A 17,440-nucleotide genomic window follows, 5' to 3' on the forward strand; every position below is an offset into this window, starting at 1 on the left:
CGCCGCACCGAAGCCCCGCCGCTCGCCGGCCAAGCCCGCGCCGTCGGGCGAGCGGCGCTGCGGCGCCCCGACCAACCCCATGGGGTACGACTTCTGCGGCGGCAAGCGCGTCCGCCGGCCCGACCACCGGATCTGCGACTTCTTCGACTGCGCGCAGAACCTCTGGGCGGGGCGCGGCTACCTGGTGCAGTGCAAGGACGGCGCGGTCAGCCTCACCGGCGGGCGGCGCGACGCCTGCGCCGGGCACCGGGGCGTGCGGCGCACCGTGTTCAGCTGAAGTCGGGCAGGGTGAGGGTGCCGTCGTCGGCGAGCGGGAAGCCCGGGTTCCAGGCGATCTCCCAGACGTGACCGTCGGGGTCGGTGAAGAAGCCGGCGTAGCCGCCGTAGAAGGTCTCCGCCGCCGGGCGGGTGATCCGCGCGCCGGCCCGCTCCGCCGTGGCCAGCACGGCGTCGACGTCGGCGCGGGAGCGGACGTTCTGCGCCAGCGTCAGGCAGCCCGGGCCGGTGTCCGGCACGCCCGCGTCGGCGGCCAGCTTGTCCCGGCCCCACAACACCAGGGCCAGGCCACCGGCCTGGAAGAAGACGGTTCCTCGACCTCCTGACCCCGCCAGCCGAGGCGCTCGTAGAACGCCCGGGCGCGGGGGAGGTCGGCGACGCCGAGGGTGATCAGGCTGATCCGCTGTTCCATGCCCCGGACCGTACCGCCGGGGACCGTCACGATCCGGTACGGCGTTCCGTCGGATCGGCATGAGGAGCTTCGTCCGGGCCGCCTGTGCCCTGCTCGGGTTGACCGCACTGCTGGTCGGAGGGTGGGCGCTGCGCCGACCGGACGGTTTCGCCGAGGCGGTCGACTTCCCCGGCAACCACCACTTCGTCCACGACGTGGGCGCGTTCCAGCTGGGCATCGGGGTGACCCTGCTGCTCGCCGCGATCTGGGCCGACGCGCCGGCGGTCGCCCTGGCCGGATACCTCGCCGGGGCGCTCGCGCACACCGGCACCCACCTCGCCGACCGGCACCTCGGCGGCAGCGCCGGCCAGACCTGGCTGGTCGGGCTCTCCGCCGTGCTGGCGGCGGTGGCGCTGGTGGCCCGGTGGCGCGAACTCGGCGGGGTGCTGGGCGCGGTCGAGATCGGCGCGGCACCGGGGTGGGCGCCGTTCACCCGGCAGAAGACCGTGCTGCTGACCAGCTTCCGCCGTGACGGCACCCCGGTCGGCACGGCGGTGAGCATCGCCGTCGACGGCGACCGGGCGTACGTGCGCAGCTTCGAGCGGGCCGGCAAGACCCGGCGCATCCGCAACGGGCCCAGGATCACCGTCGCCCCCGTCCACCGCTCGCGGCCGACCGACCGGCCCCGCCGTCGAGGCCACCGCGCGCCGGCTCACCGGCGACGAGGACCGGCACGCCGCCCGGCTGCTAATCCGCAAGTACCCCGTGCTGCACGGCGTGCTCGTCCCGCTGGCTCACCGGCTCGGGCGGCGGCGCACCGGCCGTACCGTCCACTTCGCCCTCACCACGCCGCCGGACCGACCGGCCTGACCAGCACCCGGTGGCGGGGCTGTCGCACCATGTACGGCGTGATCAACCTCAAGCGCAAGCGGCACAAGCCGAAGCGGAAGCGTGACTGGTGCGACGCCCCGGACTGCTCCGGCTGCGACTGTGACGGCCCGGCCTGCTGCGACTTCGGCCTCTTCTCCTTCCTGCTCACCCTCGGCGCGACCACCGCCCGGGTCAGCCGGGCGCCGATGGTGGACCGGGCTGGCCGGGCGGCGATCCTCGGCTACCGGCGCTGGCTGTCGCACCGCTGGCCGGGCCAGTGCCGGTTCACCCCGACGTGCAGCGCGTACGGCCTCACCGCCGTCGAGCGGTACGGCCTGGCGGTCGGCGGGCGGATGGCGGCGGACCGGCTGCGCCGCTGCCGGCCGGGGGTGCCGCGCGCACCCACGACCCGGTGCGATAACCGCTCGCCGCCGACCCCGCCCCGGCGCTACGGTCGGCGACCGTGACCCGCACCGTGACCCTCGTCCTGGTCGACCCCGCCGGCCGGCTGCTCGGGGCACTGCCTCCGTACGAGGTGCCGGCCCCCTGGTGGCAGGAGGTCGACGCGGTCGTCTGCGGCGCGCCCGTCGAGGTCGCGGTGCTGCGGCTGCTGTCCGGCGTCAGCGACCGGCCAGGGATCGGCGGCGCGGTGACGTACCTGGCCGCCGTGGCCGCCCCACCCGCCGTACCGCTGCGACCGGTGGACCTGGAACTCCCGCCGCACCCGCTGCGCGCGCCCTACGCCGAGCCGGGCGGACCGGCCGCCACCGTCGGGTGGGCCACCGCCGCCCTCGACCGCCTCGGCCGGCCGGCGAAGGAGGTGGCGCAGCGGCGCACCTGGAACCTGTCCGCGATCTGGCGACTCGACGGTCCGCACGGCCCGGTCTGGCTCAAGCAGGTGCCCGGCTTCTTCCGGCACGAGGCGGCGGTGCTGCGCCGGCTCGGCGCGGTCACGCCCGGCCTGGTGCCGCCGCTGCTCGCCGCGGACGACGACGGGCGGATGCTGCTCGACCACGTGCCGGGGGAGGACCGCTACGGGGCCGACCCCGCCGAACGCGACGGCATCGCCGCCGACCAGCACGCCCTCCAGATGCGCGCGCTGCCGCTGGCCGACGACCTAGCGGCGGCCGGGGTGCCCGACCTGCGTGGCGCCGCCCTGGCCCGCTGGATCCGCGCCGCGCTCGCCCCGCACCACGCCGACGCCGTGCTGGACGGGCTGGAGGAGCGGCTGGCGCAGGCCCAGCGGTGCGGCGTGCCGGACACCCTGGTGCACGGTGACCTGCACCCCGGCAACGTCCGCAGCGACGGTGACCGGCGGGTCATCATCGACTGGGGGGACTCGTTCATCGGCCATCCGGCCTTCGACATCCTGACGCTGACCAGCGGGCTTCCTGCCGATGCCTCGGACGCGCTGGTCGCGGCGTGGTGTGCCCGGTGGCGGGCCGACGCGCCCGGCTGCGAGCCGGAACGGGCCGTGGAGCTGCTGCGGCCGGTCGCGGCGGTGCGGTCGGCGGCCGTGTACGCGGCCTTCCTCGCCGGGATCGAGCCGGCCGAGCGGGTATACCACGAGGCCGACGTGCCGCACTGGCTGGCGCAGGCCGCCACCCTGCTCGGGCGGGGATGAGCCGTGGAGATCCAATCGGACGACCGCGCGTGGCTGCACCTCCGGCCGACCGGCTACCAGGGGCCGCCGCCGGAGATTCCCGACGATGACGACTGGCTGTTCATCGCCGCCGAGGTGCGTACCGCAGCCGGCCGCGCCTGGTCCTGGCGGCAGCCGTGCCTCACCACCGAGGAGGCCGTGGACCTCACGGGGTGGCTGCGGCGACAGGGTGGGGCCGAGGTCGGTGACCGCGCCGCCTGGCACGGCGTGGAGCCGAACCTGAGCTTCCGGTCGCTGGTCACCGGCGTGGGACGGGTCGAGCTGACCGCCGTCTTCTCCTACGAGTCGCTGCCGCCGTGGGTCGACCGGCCGCCGCTGACCCAGGTGCATCCGGTGCCGCTGCGGGTCTCGGCTCAGCAGGTGCTGACCGCCGCCGACGAGTGGGAGCGCGAGGTGCTGGCGTACCCGAGGCGGGATCCCGGCTAGGACGCCAACCTCGTCACTCGGGGGCGTGGCAGACGGCCTCGACGTTGTTGCCGTCCGGGTCGCGGACGAACGCGCCGAAGTAGGTCGGGTGGTACTCCGGCCAGAGCCGGGGCGCGTGCAGCACCTCGGCGCCGGCGGCGGCCGCGGCGTCGTGGAACGCCCGCACGGCGCCCGGTCGGCGCGGTGAACGCGATGTGCGCCTCGCGCGCCTCACCGCCGGTGTTCACCGGGCCGAGCCAGAAGTCGGGGCTGTCGGTGCCGTAGCCGATGACCGGGCCGAACTCCATCACCCGGCGACCGCCGAGCGGGGCCAGGACGGCGTCGTAGAAGGCGGCGCTGGCCGCCACGTCACGGGCCTGGATGGACAGGTGGTCGAGCATCGTGCCTCCTACGGGCGTCGGGTCCGGGTCAGGCTAGAACCCCGCTACGACACTCCGCCCGCCACAAGGCGGCCGCCCGAGTGATCTGCCCGCCACGCCCGGCGGCTCGGGCTGAACCTACCGGTAACATCCGTGCTGACCGGGCCCTAGCTGAGTCATCGGGAACTGCATTGGACGTCAGGCAGGTCTCCTACTTCCTCGCGGTAGCCGAGCACGGTGGCTTCAGTCGGGCGGCCTCGGCGCTCGACGTCGCCCAGCCGACGCTGTCGCAGTCGGTGCGCGCGCTCGAGCGCGAACTCGGCGCCGAGCTGTTCCACCGGGTCCCACACGGGTTGGTGCTCTCCTACGCGGGCAGGGCCTTCGTCGGCCCGGCCCGCCAGATGCTGCGCGGCATCACCGCCGCCCGCGAGGCGGTGGGGTCCCACGCCCGAGCCACGCCGGCCCTGGACCTGGTCGCCGTGCCCGTGCTGGCGGCCTACCCGGGAGCGTCCCTGGTCGGCTCCTTCCGGCGCGCGAAGCCGCACATCGTCGTCCACATCGACGAGCCGGAGACCGACGACGGCCTGCACATCCTCGTCCGGGACGGGCACAGCGAGCTGGGCCTGACGCACCTGCCCCTGCCGCACCTCGGGCTCCACGTCGTCGAACTCGGCGTACAGGAGCTGTGGTTGGCGTTCCCGCCCGGCACCGACGTCGGTCCGGGTGACGCCGTGCCGCTGGCCCGGCTGCACGGCGCCGACGTCCTCGGGGTGCCGCGCGGGAGCTGGCAACGGGACGACGTCGAGCGGGCGCTGCGCGACCAGGGCGTCCGCACCCGCCTCGTGGTCGAGGTGGCGCACCCGGAGGCGCTCGCGCCGCTCGTCCTCGGCGGTGCCGGCGCCGCCTTCCTGGTGCGGGAGACCGCGCACTCGGCCGCCTCGCTCGGCGCCGTCGTGCGCCCGGTCGACCCGCCGCTGCGGCAGGCGTACGGGCTGGTGCACCGGCCCGGTCCACTGTCGCCGGCCGCCCGCGCGTTCGTGGCACACGCCCGCGCCAGGTGCGGGGCGGGGCGATGACGGTCGACCTGCGCCAGCTGGAGTACTTCCTCGCCGTCGTCGAGCACGGCGGGGTCACCCGCGCGGCTACGGCCATCCGCATCGCCCAGCCGTCCCTGTCCCAGGCGATCCGGGGGCTGGAACGCGAACTCGGCATCGAGCTGTTCCACCGCACCGGGCGCGGCCTGGTCCTCACCGTCGGCGGCGAGGCGCTGGTCGCCCCGGCCCGGCAGGTGCTGGAGGACGCGGCCGCCGCCCGGGCCGCCGTCGCCGACGTGGTGAGCCTGCGCACCGGACGGCTCGACATCGCGGCGCACGCCGCACTGACCGTCGACCCCCTCACCCCGGCGATCGCCACCCTGCGGCGACGCTTCCCCGGCATCGCGGTGCGCGTGCTGGAGCCCCGCGACGACGAGGACCTGGCCCGGCTCGTCCGCGACGGCAGCTGCGAGCTGGCCCTGACGTACCTGCCCATCCCCGATCTCCGGCTGCCCGTGCGCGAGCTGGGGGCACAGCAGGTGTGGGCGGTGCTGCCGCCCGGCACGCCCGCTCCCGACGGGCCGCTGCCGCTGCGGGCGCTGCAGGACACCCCGGTGATCGACATTCAGGGGCACAGCGCGTTGCGCGCGACGGTCCTGGCCGCGCTCGGCACGGCCGGTGTGCGGATGCGTCGCGCGGCGGTGACCCGGCACCGCGAGGCCGTCGTACCCATGGTGCTGGCCCAGGCCGGCGCCGCGTTCCTGACCCGGTGGTACGCCGACGAGGCGGCCCGCGGCGGGGCCGTCGTGCGGGCGCTGGACCCACCGGTGGTCTGCCGGTTCGCGCTGGTCCACCGGCTCGGGCGGCTGTCGCCGGCCGCCCAGGCCCTGCTGGAGCTGCTGCCGGGGCCGGAATAGACGGCCATAGCCGCCGCCTATGGGGTGGGTGACGGCTCGTCTTTGCTTTCGCCGGCCCGCCGGTCTTCGATCAGTGGACCCCCACCCGCGTCCGGTCCGCGACGCCGCCCATCCCCTTCGACAGCGAGGAACCATGGCCCAACTGTCGCTGGCTTCCGTCCTGGCCGAGTCCGCCCGACGCCGACCCGCGCATCCCGCGATCGTCTGCGGCGACGAACGGGTCACGTACGCGGAGCTGTGGGCGCAGACCCGGGGCTACGCCGCGGCGCTGGCCGAGCGGGGGGTACGCCCCGGTGACCATGTCGCGCTCATGGCCGCGAACGTGCCGGACTTCCCGCGCGCCTACTACGCGATCCTCTCGCTCGGCGCGGTCGTGGTGCCGATCCACCTGCTGTTGACCGCGGAGGAGGTGGCGTTCGTGCTGCGCGACAGCCACGCCCGTGCGTTGGTGCACGGCGGCGGTGACCCGGCGGCGGCCGTGAAGGCGGCGGAGCTGGCCGGGATACCCGCGGTCCCGCTGGACCCCGCCGATCCGGACTCGCTGGCCGCTGCGGCCGCTCGCCTGGCGCCGACACCCGGGCTGGTGCCGACCGCGCCCGACGACGCGGCGGTCGTGCTCTACACCAGCGGCACCACGGGTCGACCGAAGGGTGCGGTGCTGACCCATTTCAACCTGACGATGAACGCCACCGTCAACGCCTTCGACGACCTCGGGGTACGCCGCGACGACGTGCTCCTCGGCTGCCTGCCGTTGTTCCACAGCTTCGGGCAGACCGCCGCGATGAACACCGCGTTCCGCGCCGCCGCCACGCTCGTGCTCCAGCCGCGCTTCGACCCGGTCCAGGCGTTGGAGCTGATGGTCGCGCACGGCGTGACGGCGTTCCTCGGCGTGCCCACCATGTACATCGCGCTGCTCGACGCGGCCCGCAGGGGCGCACCGCGCCCGTCGCTGCGGCTGTGCGTCTCCGGCGGCGCGTCGCTGCCGCTCAGCGTGCTGGACGAGGTCGCGGCGACGTTCGCGACGACCGTCTACGAAGGCTACGGCCTGTCCGAGACCTCCCCGGTGGCCACCACCAACCAGCCGACCTTCGGCACGCGACCGGGCACCGTCGGCTGCCCCATCTGGGGCGTCGACGTCGAGGTGGCCCGGGCCGACCGGGAGGACCGCGTCGAGCTGCTCCCGCCGGGCGAGATCGGCGAGATCGTCATCCGTGGGCACAACGTCTTCGCCGGCTACCTCGGCCAGCCACGGGCGACCGCGGAGGTCCTGCGGGACGGCTGGTTCCGCACGGGTGACATCGGCACGCGGGACGAGGCCGGGTTCGTCACGATCGTCGACCGGAAGAAGGACCTCATCATCCGGGGCGGATTCAACGTCTACCCCCGGGAGGTCGAGGAGACGCTGCTGCGCCACCCGGCGATCGGGCAGGTGGCGGTGGTCGGCGTGCCCCATCCGACGCACGGCGAAGAGGTCTGCGCGGTGGTCATCCCGGCGGCGGAGGTGACCGCCGACGAGATCATCGAATGGGCGCGCGAGCAGGTGGGCCGCCACAAGTACCCGCGGCGGGTGGAGTTCGTCGACGAGTTCCCGTTGGGTCCGAGCATGAAGGTCCTCAAGCGGGAGCTACGGTGGCGCTTCGCGCAGGACCGGACGCCCTGACCCGTGCTGAAGACCCCGCACCTGGCCGTCGTCGAACAGTGATGCAAGGAGTTGCAGTGGCCCGATCCCCCCTCGACCCCGCGGTTGCCCGCGCCGCGTGGCGCCGCGCCGAACCGATCCACGCCATGATCTATTTCGCCCCCGAGGCGCGGCAACGGTACGACGCGCTGGGCCTGGACGGCCTGATGGGCTACTTCGCGTCCCGGTCGGCCGCGTTCGGTGCGGTGCCGGCCGAGCCGGTCGTCGCGACGTTCTTCAACTTCAAGCCCGCACTGGTACGCGCGGCGCTGCCCGCCGCGTGGGAACGAGCAGACCCGCCGGCCGTGCTCCGCGCCCGCCTGGACGCTGCGGACGCGGCCCTGAGCCGGGCCTTCTCGGCTGTGGAGGACGCCGCGGTGACCGTCGCCGAGGCGGCCGAGCTGGCCCGCCGGGCCGCCGAGTCGGCGTGCGAGCAGCTGCCCGGGCGTCCGCTCTTCGCCGCCCACGCGGCGCTGCCGTGGCCGGACGAGCCGCACCTCGTGCTCTGGCACGCGCAGACGCTGCTGCGCGAGTTCCGTGGCGACGGGCACGTGAACGCCCTCGTCGTCGCCGGCATCACCGGTCTCGACGCGCTCCTGCTGCACGCCGCCACCGGTGACGTACCGGTGGGGTTCCTGCGCCGCAGTCGCGGCTGGACCAGCGACGAGTGGGTCGCGGCGGCGGACGGGCTGCGGTCCCGGGGCCTGCTGGCCGCCGGCGACGACCTGGCCCTCACCGACGCCGGCCGGGAGTTGCGGCAGTCGGTCGAGGACCGGACCGACGCTCTCGCCGAACCCGCCTACCGGGTGCTCGGCGAGGACGGGTGTGCGCGGCTCGCGGAACTGGCGCGGCCGCTCAGCCGCGCGGTCGTCGACGCCGGGCTGCTGGACCTGAAGACCACGCCAACCGTGGCATGACGGCGATGGCCCGTCGATCGACGCAATGCCGCGGGCGTCGCCGTTGGGACGTGCCGCTGCCCGCTTAACCACGGGCAGCGGGCGCGTTGCCGAGATGGTTCCCGTTCGTGGACCCGAAGAGTCGCTCTTTCACCCGCCTTCCACAGCGCTTCCACGCTCGACCGGAACAGTCGATGTCAATCGATTCAACACCCCGGCCAGGGGTGACCGGACAAGCGGGGAAGGACTGATCACCGTGCGATCGACATCGTTCGTGACCCTCATGACGGAGCGGGATGCCGCATGAGAAGAAGGTCGAACCTGCGCAGCCTGGCGATGGCCGCCGCCGTGTTGACGGCGGTCTCCCTGCCGGCGACCCCGGTCGCGGCGCGGACCTCCGCCGAGGCGGCCGTCCCGGCTGCGGCAGCGGTGGTTCCCATCGCCGCCTCCGAGGTCCGCAACTACGCCTGGTTCAACAGCAAGGCGGAGTTCTCCGACATGCACAACGGGGTCGGCGCCCACGTGGCGCGGTTGATTAATGCGACGCCACGCGGGGCGACGCTGTCGCTGACCCTCTACTTCTTCAACCGCCAGGAGGTGCTCGACGCCCTCCGCGCCGCGGCCGGTCGGGGCGTACGGGTCCGGATCGTGATCAACGGCAGCCAGGTCTGGGCCGGTGACGCCTTCTACCAGGGGCTGAAGGCGACTCCGGGGATCACGCTGGTGGAGTGCGGCACGAGGCGCGCCGACAAGCAGTCGACCCGTGGCTGCATGACCGACCGGACGGGGCCGTCGCCGTTGGGCAACCCGCCGCTGCTGCACGACAAGTTCATGACCATCTCCAGCGTGCGGCTGGCCGGCGGCAGTACGGCGAGGAATGTCCTCTACGTGTCCTCGGCCAACCTCGACTACTACGCGGCCTACGAGAACGCGATCACCATCAGCAGCGAGGGCCTGTACGCGGACTACCTGCGATACTTCAACAGCCTGATGGCCCACGGCAGGTCCGGGGCGAGTGACGACAACGCCGGACGGACCTACGCGGCCGGCGCGCACCGCCTCTACACCTTCCCCCGCCGCGAAGCGGCCGGCAGCACGCCGGGCAGCGGAAGCAACGACCCGATCGTGAGCATCCTCAAGGGCCTCAGCTGCTCCGGGTCGACCAGGGTCGACCTGGCGAACTTCCGGATCCAGCGCCGCGCCGTGGTGAACGCGCTCATCGCCGCCCGCAAGCGTGGGTGCCAGGTGCGGATCGTCACCGGCGCCAAGTCCGGTGCCCCGCACGACAAGGGCAACCCCATGCCCGCGCTGGTGGACCTCGCCAAGGCCATGCCCGTGCACCTCTGCGGATACACCGAGAACGACAAGGGCGAGCAGCAGGGCATCCCGATGCACGAGAAGTTCATGATCATCCGACAGGGCAGCCAGTCCACGCTCTACCTGGGCAGCCACAACCTCACCTACCGGGCGCTGCGCCAGAACGACGAGAACATCCTGGCGTTACGCAACCACCCGCTCGCCACGCCGTTCCAGCAGCGGTTCGAGTCGCACCACAGCACGTGCTGGGTCTACACGCCCGGGTCGAGCGTCGCCACGACGGCCGACGACGGCGACGGCGACGACGAGGCGACGGCCTGAACCACAGCAGCTTCACCGGATCAGTGCCGGAGCTCGCCCGAGGCGGGCTCCGGCACCCCCGAGGTGGCGGGGCGGTGACCGCGCCGCCCACCGCGACGACGGTGCACCCGATGGCAAGGGGGCGGGTGCACCGTCGTCGCGCGGGCTCACGGACCGCTGTGCAGCAGCGCCCGAACCCGCTCGCGTCCGGGTGCGCGATGTCGGTGAGGATGTCCAGGGACTGCCGCCAGGACCGCCGTGCCGCATCGGGGTCACCGCCGGCATGCTGGGTCTCGCCGAGGTGGCGAAGGGTGACCGCCTCGTTCATCCGGTCGCCGAGCTTCCGATACAGCAGCAGCGCCTCCCGGTAGCAGGCGCTCGCCTGGTGGAGGTCGACGTGCCGGTAGGCGTAGCCGAGGCTGTCCCACGCGCCGGCCATGCCGACCGGGTCGCCGATGGGCTCCAGCAGGGCGAGGGACCGGCGGCAGTGCACGATCGCCCGCTCGTGATCGCCGAGCAGAGCCAGACACCACCCCACCGAGTTCAGCGTGTTCGCCTCGCCCCGCACGTGACCGGCGCGCTGGAACAGCCCCAGCGCGTGCTCGTCGTGCCGCAACGCCCCCGCCACGTCGCCCTGCTGCTCGGACAACCAGCCGAGGCTGCGGTAGGTGAACCCCTGCCCGACGAGGTCACCGAGGCCGTCGAACAGCTCCAGCGCCCGCCGGTAGTGCTCCTGGGCCTCGTCGTACCGACGCAGCCGCACGTGCGCGCCGCCCACGATCCGGTTCGCCTCCGCCTCGGCCGCCCGGTCGCCCTGCCGTCGTGCGGCGGCCACCCCGGCCAGCCCGGCCCGCACCCAGTCCGACCAGTGCCCACGCCGGGCGAAGAAGTTCGCGAGGGCCCACGCCAGCCGCCACACGTGCCCGTCGAGGCCCGCACCCGCCGCCTGGTCCATCCCGGCCAGCAGAGCCGCGTGCTCGGCACCGAACCAGGCCAACGCCGCCTCCCGGTCCGTGAACACCTCCGGCGTCACGCTGTCGGCCTGGTCAGGTGGCGCCAAGGGGTCGCGGTGCGGCCAGAGCAGCGCGTCGGCGGCGAGCGCCGTGCGCAGGTAGTGGTCCAGCACCCGCCGCACCGCCGCCGGCCGCTCGCCGTCGTCGCGGCCCAGCTCATCCGCGTACGCGCGGAGCAGGTCGTGCAGCGCGTACCGGCCGGGGGTCTGCTCCACGACCAGGTGGGCCGCGCCAGCTCGCGCAGCTCGGACCGTACCTGATCGGGTGGCCGGCCGGCGAGGCTGGCCGCGGTGGCGACCGTGACCTCCGGGCCGGGGTGCGCGGCCAGCAACCGGAACAGCCGCGCCGCCGGCGGCGACAGACTTCGGTACGACCAGGAGAAGACCGCTCGCACGTCGGCGGCGGTGTCGCCTGCGGCGAACGCGTCCAGCCCCCGGGCGGCGCGCAGCTCCCCGGCCAGCGCGTCGAGTGTGAACTCGGGGTGAGTGGCCGCGCGGGCGGCGACGATGGCCAGAGCCAGCGGAAGCCCGCCGCACGACGCGACGATCCGCCGCACCGCCGCCACCTCCTCAGCCACCCGTGCGGCGCCGACCCGGCGGGCGATCAGCTCGCGGGACTCGGCCTCGGTGAGCAGGTCGAGCCGCAGCGGGCGGGCGCCCTCGGCCACCACCAGGCCGGAGAGCTGGTTGCGGCTGACCACCACCGTCGCGCAGCCGGCCGCACCGGGCAGCAGCGGACGAACCTGCTCGGCGCCGCGGACGTTGTCGAGTACCACCAGCACCCGCCGGTCGGCCAGCAGGCCGCGGTAGAGGCCGACCTGCGCGTCGAGGGTTGCCGGCACCCGCTCGGGCGGCACCCCGAGCGCGTCGAGGAAGCCGCGTACCGCCTCACCCGCGCTCATCGGCGCGCCCGTCGGGTCGAACCCGCGCATACCGACGTACAGCTGCCCGTCCGGGAAGTCGTCGCGTACCGCGTGGGCCAGCCGGATCGAGAAAAGCGTCTTGCCGACGCCCGCCGCGCCGTTGACCAGCACGGTTGGCAGGCCGTCTGCTGTGGAGCGCAGCAGCTCCCGGGCGGCGACAAGCGCGGCGGTCCGGCCCACGAACTGCGGTGGGTCGGGTGGGAGCAGGGAGGGCCGGACGGCTTGGCGTCCTCCGCCGGTCGTCGTGGCGACGGTAGCCGCCGGTGCAGGATGTCCCGCTGGAGTTCCTCAAGCTCGGGGGCGTCCAGACCGCGCTCCCGCAGCAGGACCAGCCCATTCCGGCACACCTCGGCCGCCTCGTCCACCCGCTGCTCGGCGTAGAGCGATAGGGCGAGCAGCCGCCTGATGGCCTCGTCGTAGGGGTCGTCGACCAGCGCACCGGACAGTTGGGCGATCGCCTCGGCGTGGCGGTCGAGGGCGGTGAGGGCCTGCGCGTAGTCACGTCGCGCTGCCCGGCGGGTGGCGTCGAGCCGGGCGATCCTCGGCAGGACGAACGGGCGGTCCGACACGTCGGCGAAGGCGGGGCCGCGCCAGAGCGTCAGTGCCTGGTGGAGAAGGGCGGCGGCTCGTTCGGTCAGGTCCGGCTCACCGGCGGAGACCAGGCGGCGGGCCTCGGCGCACCAGGTCTCGAAGTGGTGGGCGTCGACCGCATCCTTCGGGACGTCGAGCCGGTAGGCGGCGCCGGCGCCCGAACCGACGGTGACCAGTGTTTCTTCATCTTTGACCGCCAAGGCGCGGCGGAGGTGTGACACGTGGCTGCGCAGCGTGGCTCGCGCGCCGGGCGGAGGGGACCCGGCCCACATCAGGTCGACGACCCGGGTTGCCGGGACGGCCGAGCCGGCCTCGACGAGGAGGATCGACAACAGCTCCACGAGCTTCGGGCCCAGCCGTACCCGTTGCTGGTCGCGCTCCACCAGTACGGGACCGAGAACGTTGATCCGCAACATGCAGCACCCACGCTCCCGTCCACCTCGCCCGCCTGATTACCGTAGTGGCGAGTCCGGTCACTGCGGGTGCTCCACTGTGGTGTCTCGGATGTTGGTCCGTGAGCGGGGGAGCGCGGCCACCGCGGTGGAAGGCCGTTCCACCTGGCGGATGGGCGGTTACGCCGCACCGGCTGGGCGCTGGTTGTCGCATGGTTGACGATCCGACGAGCTGGGTCACGCCGCGCGTCAACTCCGGGCTGGCGCGTTGGCGCCAGCCCGGAGCAGCGTTCGCGTTACTGCAGGGCCAGCACGGCCAGGTAGCCGAGGTGGTCCGATGCCCACCGGCCGCCGGGGGTCTACCGCCAGGTAGTCGTACCGGACCTCGGTGGCGGGTGCGGGGTCACCGAACGTGCCGGTGCGCCACAGGGCTGTCCGCACCCTGCGCTGATCCCCGTCGAGCGATCGGCCCTGCCGGAGAGGGCGGAGTTCATGACGGCAGGTTCAACTCCACGCAGCAGGCACCGGGGCGGGGGGCCAGCCGGGCGTCGACATCGGCGGCGCCGAGCCCTTCGAGCAGGCCGGTGAGGAAGGCGTGGTTCAGCCCGCAGACCAGTGCGGTGTGCCGGGTGGCCAGGGCGTGGAACGGGCAGTTGTGCAGTAGCACCCGCCGATGCGCGTCGGGCCGCGGCTCGAATCCGAGGCCGCCCAGCGCAGACAGGATGTCGCACCCGTCCTCGGCCAGTCCGGCGCCCAGGCTGCGGCCGCGCTGTCCGGCGAGCCGACGCGCGGCGTCGTCGGCGTGGGCCGGGTCGTCGACGACCGCGTCGGCGAGGATCTCGGCGATCAGTTCGTAGCGGCGTTCCGGGACCGTGACGGCGAGACCGTCCCCCGTCGGCTCGTACACCTTGGGGCTGCGGCCCCGGCCTCTCGGCTGGTCGGGTGGGGCCTGGTAGCGGGCTCGCAGTAGGCCGGCGTCGACGAGTTTGTCGAGGTGGAAGGCGGCCAGTCCGCGGGAGATTCCGGCGGCGTCGGCGGCCTCTTCCCGGGTGACCGCATGGTCCTGGTGGCGCACGTGGTCGTACAGCGCCCGCCGGGACGGATCGGCGAGCGCGGCCACGGCTGTCCATCGGTCCGGCACCCACCGAGATTATCACCAGCGACGGCTATTGAAATTCTGGTGCGCCGGGTACAGCATGAATAACGACAACGCTGGTGGGTGAAAAATAGATGGGTGGTCGACATGGACCTGATGGGCCGGGCGTCCACGACCGACCGTCCGTCGTTCGCCGGAGATGAGGGCGTCCTCGGCGCGCTACAGGTCATCCGGCGCCGGCCCGACCGGGATCTGGTCGCCGCCGAACAGGCCGCGGCCGCGTTCCTGGCGGCACTCGGCGTGGACCTCGACGCCGCCGGGTTGGCCGAGACGCCGGGCCGGATGGCCCGCGCCTACGCCGAACTGCTCACTCCGCGCGAGTTCCGGCTCACCACCTTCGACAACGACGAGGGCTACGACGAACTGGTCGTGGCCCGCAGCATCCCGATCCGTTCGGTGTGCGAGCACCACCTGCTGCCGTTCATCGGCGTCGCCCACGTCGGGTACCTGCCCGGCGAGCGGATCCTCGGCCTGTCCAAGCTCGCCCGGGTCGCGGAACTCTTCGCCCACGGCCCGCAGGTCCAGGAACGGCTGACCAAGCAGATCGCCGACTGGCTCACCGCCCACCTGCGTCCGAAAGGCGTCGGGGTGGTCATCGAGGCGCAACACCTGTGCATGACCCTGCGCGGGGTGCAGGCGGTCGGCGCCACCACCGTCACCTCCACCCTGCTCGGCACGCTACGCGACGACTCGCGCTCCCGCGCCGAGTTCTTCACCCTCACCGGAGTCGGCGCCCGCGCCTGACACGTCCCGCTAGGAGAATCCGTGACCCAGCAGCGTCCGTTCGTGATCGTCGGGGCCGGGCTGGCCGGAGCCAGAGCCGCGCAGACGCTCCGCGAGGAGGGATTCGACGGCAAGATCGTCCTGTTCGGCGAGGAGACCGAGCGCCCGTACGAACGGCCGGCACTGTCCAAGGGCCTACTGCTGCGCCGCGCCGAGCGCGACAGCGTCTACGTGCACGACGCCGGCTGGTACGTCGGCCACGACGTCGACCTGCGTACCGACACCCGCGTGACCGCCCTCGACCGCCGGTCCCGGCAGGTCACGGTGGCCGACGGGCAGCGCTTCCACTACGACAGGTTGCTGCTGGCCACCGGGTCACGGGCCCGGGCACTGCCGATTCCCGGCGCGCACCTCGACGGCGTGCTGCGGCTGCGTACCCTCGCCGACAGCGACCGCATCTCCGACGCCCTCGTCGACGGGGCGAACGTCGTCATCGTCGGCGCCGGCTGGATCGGCCTGGAAGTGGCCGCCGCCGCGCGCACCCGCGGCGCCACCGTCACCGTCGTCGAGACCGCCGACCTGCCCCTGCAGCGCGTCCTCGGCGATCAGCTCGCCACCGTCTTCGCCGACCTGCACCGCGCCCAAGGGGTCACCTTCCACTTCGGCGCCCAGGTCCACGAGTTCCAGGGGTCGGACCGGGTCAGAGCGGTACTGCTCGCCGACGGCACCGTCCTGCCCGCCGACCTCGTCGTCGTCGGCGTCGGCGTGCAGCCCAACACCGAACTCGCCGAACAGGCCGGCCTCGCCGTCGACAACGGCGTCCTCGTCGACGACACCCTGCGTACCAGCGACCCGGACATCTGGGCCGCCGGCGACCTGGCCAACGCCCACCACCCGCTGCTGGGCACCCGGGTGCGGGTTGAGCACTGGGCGAACGCCCTGCACTCCGGGCCCGCCGCCGCCCGCGGCATGCTCGGTCAGGCCGTCAGCTACGACCGGCTGCCCTACTTCTACACCGACCAGTACGAGCTGGGCATGGAGTACACCGGCCACGCCCCGCCCGGCTCCTACGACCGCGTCGTCGTCCGCGGCGAGCTCGGCAGCGGCGAGTTCATCGCGTTCTGGACCGCCCAGGGGCGGGTCCTGGCGGGCATGAACGTCAACGTCTGGGAGGTGACCGGCCCGATCGGGCAGCTGATCCGTGCACGGCAGCCCGTCGACCTCGACCGCCTGGCCGATCCCACCGTCGCCCTGGACAGCCTGATCCGCCAGGGGTAAGGGAGCTGCGGCGCGTTCACCGCCGGTAGGTGTATCAGCGGCCCGAAGGGGTACCCGCGCCCGACACATACCGCCGGACAGGGTGGTCGCGGTGCCCGTGCCGATGGAGGACCCATGACCGGGTTGCGTACCGACCTGTACGAGCTGCGGATGGCGGCCAGCTACCTGCGCCGGGACATGGTGGAGCGCGCAACCTTCAGCCTGTTCGTCCGCCGCCTCCCGCCGCAGCGTGGCTTCCTGGTGTCCGCCGGGCTGGCCGAGGCGCTGGCGTTCCTGGAAAGCTTCGCGTTCGACGAGGGCGAACTCGGCTACCTGCGCGACACCGTCGGGCTCGACGAAGCGACGCTGGCAGCCCTCGCCGGGCTGCGGTTCACCGGTGACGTCTGGGCCGTGCCGGAGGGCCACGTGGTGTTCGCCGACGAACCGCTGCTGGAGGTCACCGCGCCAATCGCCGAGGCGCAGCTGGTGGAGACCGGCGTGCTGAACCTGATCACCTTCCACACCACGGTGGCCAGCAAGGCCGCCCGATGCCGCCTCGCCGCTGGCGACGCGCAGTTGGTCGACTTCGCGTTCCGCCGCACGCACGGCATCGAGGCCGGCGCGGCCGTGGCCCGGGCGTCCGCGATCGCCGGCTTCGCCGCGACCAGCGACGTCGAGGCCGCTCGACGCTACGGACTGCTGCCCTCCGGGACCATGGCCCACTCGTACGTCGAGGCGTTCCCCGACGAGCGCGCCGCGTTCCGCGCGTTCGCGACCGACTTCCCCACGAACCCGGTGTTCCTCGTCGACACCTACGACACGCCCGCCGGAGTTCGCGCCGCCGTCGAGGTCATCGCGGAGCTGGGACTGACCGGCCCGGTGGGCGTGCGGCTCGACTCCGGAGATCTCGCCGCGCTGGCCGTGCAGACCCGCGCGATCCTCGACGACGCCGGGCTGACCCAGGCCCAGATCGTGGCCAGCGGCAGCCTCGACGAGGACGCCATCGCGGCGCTCGTCGCCGCGGGCGCACCGATCGACGCGTACGGCGTCGGCACCCGCATGGGCGTCTCCTTCGACGCGCCGTCCCTGGACAGCGCCTACAAGCTGGTGGCCGTCGGCGACCGGCCGGTGCTCAAGCTGTCGCCCGGCAAGGCCACCCTGCCCGGTCCCAAGCAGGTCTTCCGCGATCCCACCGGGGCCAACGGCGACGTGGTGGGGCTGCGCGACGAACCCCCACCGGGCGACCGCGAGCCGCTGCT

At 73.7% G+C, this 17,440-nt stretch carries 15 protein-coding genes and 3 pseudogenes; 12 read left to right on the plus strand and 6 right to left on the minus strand.

Features of this window, described 5'->3' with window-relative positions:
* Positions 1-277, plus strand: a pseudogene (locus JNW89_RS08240) (hypothetical protein); the annotation flags it as partial.
* Here JNW89_RS08240 and JNW89_RS08245 read toward each other — a convergent pair.
* Positions 270-554 carry a VOC family protein gene (locus JNW89_RS08245; RefSeq protein WP_238448410.1) on the minus strand — a complete coding sequence of 95 codons (285 nt, stop codon included), beginning with the start codon at positions 552-554 and terminating at the stop codon, positions 270-272. The pseudogene JNW89_RS08240 and the gene JNW89_RS08245 sit on opposite strands and share 8 nt — an antisense overlap.
* 193 nt (positions 555-747) lie before the next feature.
* Between JNW89_RS08245 and yidD the strand changes: the two genes are divergently transcribed.
* Genes yidD through JNW89_RS08260 form a run of 3 tightly spaced genes read left to right on the plus strand, consistent with a single transcriptional unit; the run spans position 748 to position 3,626 of the window.
* Entirely contained in the window at positions 748-2,004 is a 1,257-nt protein-coding gene (yidD, locus tag JNW89_RS08250) for a membrane protein insertion efficiency factor YidD (protein WP_238448411.1), read from the plus strand.
* A complete protein-coding gene (locus JNW89_RS08255) occupies positions 2,001-3,161 on the plus strand; it encodes a phosphotransferase family protein (RefSeq protein WP_238448412.1) in 1,161 nt (386 codons plus the stop codon). Before yidD ends, JNW89_RS08255 begins: the two co-directional genes overlap by 4 nt.
* A gap of 3 nt (positions 3,162-3,164) precedes the next feature.
* Positions 3,165-3,626 (plus strand): hypothetical protein, encoded by a 462-nt coding sequence (locus JNW89_RS08260; RefSeq protein ID WP_238448413.1) that lies wholly within the window; start codon positions 3,165-3,167, stop codon positions 3,624-3,626.
* Between the two features lie 13 nt (positions 3,627-3,639).
* Here JNW89_RS08260 and JNW89_RS08265 read toward each other — a convergent pair.
* Positions 3,640-4,006 (minus strand): annotated as a pseudogene (locus JNW89_RS08265) (VOC family protein).
* Positions 4,007-4,176: 170 nt separating this feature from the next.
* Between JNW89_RS08265 and JNW89_RS08270 the strand changes: the two are divergent.
* The 5 genes from JNW89_RS08270 (at position 4,177) to JNW89_RS08290 (ending at position 10,148) form a co-directional block, all read left to right on the plus strand.
* On the plus strand, positions 4,177-5,061 hold the full coding sequence (locus JNW89_RS08270) for a LysR family transcriptional regulator (protein WP_238448414.1): 885 nt from the start codon (positions 4,177-4,179) through the stop codon (positions 5,059-5,061).
* Positions 5,058-5,936, plus strand: a complete 879-nt coding sequence (locus JNW89_RS08275) for a LysR family transcriptional regulator (RefSeq protein ID WP_238448415.1) — start codon at positions 5,058-5,060, stop codon at positions 5,934-5,936. Before JNW89_RS08270 ends, JNW89_RS08275 begins: the two co-directional genes overlap by 4 nt.
* A gap of 133 nt (positions 5,937-6,069) precedes the next feature.
* Positions 6,070-7,596 (plus strand): long-chain fatty acid--CoA ligase, encoded by a 1,527-nt coding sequence (locus tag JNW89_RS08280; protein WP_238448416.1) that lies wholly within the window; start codon positions 6,070-6,072, stop codon positions 7,594-7,596.
* A 56-nt stretch (positions 7,597-7,652) separates the two neighbouring features.
* Positions 7,653-8,531 carry a hypothetical protein gene (locus tag JNW89_RS08285; protein WP_238448417.1) on the plus strand — a complete coding sequence of 293 codons (879 nt, stop codon included), beginning with the start codon at positions 7,653-7,655 and terminating at the stop codon, positions 8,529-8,531.
* A gap of 282 nt (positions 8,532-8,813) precedes the next feature.
* Positions 8,814-10,148: a phospholipase D-like domain-containing protein gene (locus JNW89_RS08290; RefSeq protein WP_238448418.1), complete on the plus strand. Its 1,335-nt coding sequence runs from the start codon at positions 8,814-8,816 to the stop codon at positions 10,146-10,148.
* 214 nt (positions 10,149-10,362) lie between these two features.
* On the opposite strand, the pseudogene JNW89_RS08295 reads toward JNW89_RS08290, so the two are convergent.
* The 4 genes and pseudogenes from JNW89_RS08295 to JNW89_RS08310 form a co-directional block, all read right to left on the minus strand.
* Positions 10,363-11,082 (minus strand): annotated as a pseudogene (locus JNW89_RS08295) (tetratricopeptide repeat protein); the annotation flags it as partial.
* A 74-nt stretch (positions 11,083-11,156) separates the two neighbouring features.
* A complete protein-coding gene (locus JNW89_RS08300) occupies positions 11,157-12,071 on the minus strand; it encodes an NB-ARC domain-containing protein (protein ID WP_306344826.1) in 915 nt (304 codons plus the stop codon).
* Positions 12,038-13,069, minus strand: coding sequence for an AfsR/SARP family transcriptional regulator (locus tag JNW89_RS08305; protein WP_238448419.1), 1,032 nt, complete (start codon positions 13,067-13,069; stop codon positions 12,038-12,040). Before JNW89_RS08305 ends, JNW89_RS08300 begins: the two co-directional genes overlap by 34 nt.
* Before the next feature lie 466 nt (positions 13,070-13,535).
* Positions 13,536-14,186, minus strand: a complete 651-nt coding sequence (locus JNW89_RS08310; protein WP_238448420.1) for a metalloregulator ArsR/SmtB family transcription factor — start codon at positions 14,184-14,186, stop codon at positions 13,536-13,538.
* A 78-nt stretch (positions 14,187-14,264) separates the two neighbouring features.
* On the opposite strand from JNW89_RS08310, the gene folE reads away from it, so the two are divergent.
* The 3 genes from folE to JNW89_RS08325 all read left to right on the plus strand — a co-directional run.
* Positions 14,265-14,945: a GTP cyclohydrolase I FolE gene (gene folE, locus JNW89_RS08315; RefSeq protein ID WP_238448421.1), complete on the plus strand. Its 681-nt coding sequence runs from the start codon at positions 14,265-14,267 to the stop codon at positions 14,943-14,945.
* Positions 14,946-14,966: 21 nt separating this feature from the next.
* Positions 14,967-16,202 (plus strand): FAD-dependent oxidoreductase, encoded by a 1,236-nt coding sequence (locus tag JNW89_RS08320; RefSeq protein ID WP_238448422.1) that lies wholly within the window; start codon positions 14,967-14,969, stop codon positions 16,200-16,202.
* Between the two features lie 114 nt (positions 16,203-16,316).
* Positions 16,317-17,440 (plus strand): nicotinate phosphoribosyltransferase (locus tag JNW89_RS08325; RefSeq protein WP_238448423.1); only part of this gene is annotated, 1,124 nt, incomplete at its 3' end.

It is taken from the genome of Micromonospora sp. 4G55 (assembly GCF_016803375.1).